At 45.7% G+C, this 2,272-nt stretch carries 2 protein-coding genes; both read left to right on the top strand.

Going from position 1 to position 2,272, the window contains the following annotated elements:
- A partial coding sequence (gene cdhC / locus ASJ81_RS11700; RefSeq protein ID WP_095644604.1) for a CO dehydrogenase/CO-methylating acetyl-CoA synthase complex subunit beta occupies positions 1-1,209 on the top strand: 1,209 nt, incomplete at its 5' end.
- A 60-nt stretch (positions 1,210-1,269) separates the two neighbouring features.
- Positions 1,270-2,031, top strand: coding sequence for an ATP-binding protein (locus ASJ81_RS11695; RefSeq protein WP_095644603.1), 762 nt, complete (start codon positions 1,270-1,272; stop codon positions 2,029-2,031).
- Positions 2,032-2,272 lie beyond the last annotated feature (241 nt).

Genomic DNA, 2,272 nt, shown 5'->3' with positions numbered 1-2,272 from the left:
TGGGCAATGATCTTCAACATCGGTGGAGAACTTGTAGAGCCTGACCTTGAGTCTGTTGTCGAAAGGCGTGTCCACGACTTCATTAACTACTGCCAGGGCATTATGCACCTGAACCAGAGGTATGATGTCTGGATGAGAGTTTCCAAGGATACCGCTGCAAAGATGGACTCCTTCGAGCCCTTCGGACAAGCTGTCATGATGCTCTTCAAGACCGAACTTCCCTTTATTGAGAAGATGCAGGTGACTTTCTACACCGACCAGGCCGAAGTCGAGAAGCAGATGGTAGCAGCCAAGGAAATTTTCAAGGCAAGAGACGCCAGGACAAAGGACCTCCGCGACGAGGATGTCGATGTCTTCTACGGGTGTACCCTCTGCCAGTCCTTTGCTCCGACCAATGTCTGCGTAGTTTCCCCTGACAGAGTTTCACTCTGCGGTGCAATCAACTGGTTCGACGGCCGTGCAGCAGCAAAAGTAGACCCCGAAGGCCCGCAGTTCGCAATTGAAAAGGGTGACCTTCTCGATGCCAATACAGGTGAGTACTCCGGTGTCAACGACATTGCTGTAAAGCTTTCCAGTGGCGAATTTAACAAAATTAAACTTCACTCTTTCTTTGATTCTCCACACACATCCTGTGGCTGCTTTGAAGTAGTCGGGTTCTACATCCCTGAAGTTGACGGTATTGGCTGGGTTAACAGAGAATACCAGGGAATGGCCCCTAATGGTATTGGTTTCTCAACCATGGCTGGCCAGACAGGAGGCGGAAAACAGATCGTAGGTTTCCTGGGTATCGGTGTTGCCTATTTCTATTCCCCCAAGTTCATCCAGGCTGATGGTGGCTGGAACAGAGTTGTCTGGCTCCCGTCCATGCTCAAGGAAAAGATTGCCGAAACCATTCCTGAAGACCTCAAAGATAAGATCGCAACTGAGAACGATGCAACTGACATTGAGTCCCTGAAAGCTTTCCTGCAGGATAAGAACCACCCTGTCGTTGCTACCTGGGCAGCTGCAGAAGAAGAGGAAGAAGAGGAAGAAGCCGAAGAAACAGCTGTTGCAGCTGCTCCTATGATGATGCCTTCATCTGGCTTCCAGATGCCTGCAATGGCTTCAATGCCAATGATGCCTGCTGGTAAAGCCGGTGGAATAAAGATCACCTTCAAGAATGCAAAGATCTCCATCGACAAAATGATCGTCAGCGAGAAGAAGGAATAAACGTAGTTGGGTGACGATACTTAATCGTCTGCAACGAAAAACAATCCAATGGGGTATTCTGTGACAAAAGTAATTGCAATAACGGGAAAAGGTGGGACTGGTAAAACAGCGGTAGCGGCTCTTCTGATCCGCTCCCTTTCCAAAAAGGGTAAGTTTCTGCTTGCAGTTGATGCGGATGCAGACACTAACCTGCCTGAAACCCTTGGCTGTGAGGACGTAAAAACAATCGGGGATGCAAAGGAGTATTTACAGGCTGAGATCACCAAACCAAGGCCTGATAATCCCGATATGAACAAAGAGTCGGTACTTAAAAGCAAGGTTTATGAGATCATCGAGGAAATGCCTGGCTATGATCTCCTGGTCATGGGCCGTCCCGAAGGTTCAGGTTGTTACTGTTATGTAAACAACCTCCTCAGGGGCATCATGGATAAACTGATCATAAATTATGATGTGGTTATCATTGACGCAGAGGCCGGGCTTGAGCATTTCAGCCGGAAGATTATCCGGGATATCGATGACCTTATTGTCGTAACAGATGCCTCTCGAAGGGGATTCAGGACTGCTGAAAGAATTCATGAACTTGTGGATGAACTGGACTCAAATGTTGGTAGAATTCACGTTATTGCAAACAAAGTTACGGATGCTAACCGCGAAAAGCTTGTCAAACTGGCAGAGGATCTTAAACTTAATATGATAGGTATGATTCCTCTCGACCCTAAAATCGAGGAAATGGATATAAAAGGTATACCTCTCTTCGAAATCTCTGATGACTCGGTTGCTGCAATTGAAATCGAAAGTATTGTACAAAAGCTGGGAGTATAATCCCTTTTTCTTTTGAACATTGCAGAATACAAGGAAAGAGATAAAGATTCCTTTGCCCGTTTTAAGGGCTTTGAAATTTATTCAAAATGATGTGAAATAACGGAGCAGAGTTTACTTCTGCCCCATTTTTTCTTTCTATAAGGAAGAATCCTGAAGTAAATTCTGTAATTTCTTTATTTATCTATTCACTCCTCAAAACGGAAAACTTACGGAAAAGGTGAGGTTTACATGGCAAAGAAAG

Origin of the sequence: Methanosarcina spelaei (assembly GCF_002287235.1) — an archaeon.
GTDB lineage: Archaea > Halobacteriota > Methanosarcinia > Methanosarcinales > Methanosarcinaceae > Methanosarcina > Methanosarcina spelaei.
The sequence above is the reverse complement of the archived record's forward strand: the minus strand, read 5'-3'. Positions and strand labels throughout refer to the sequence as shown.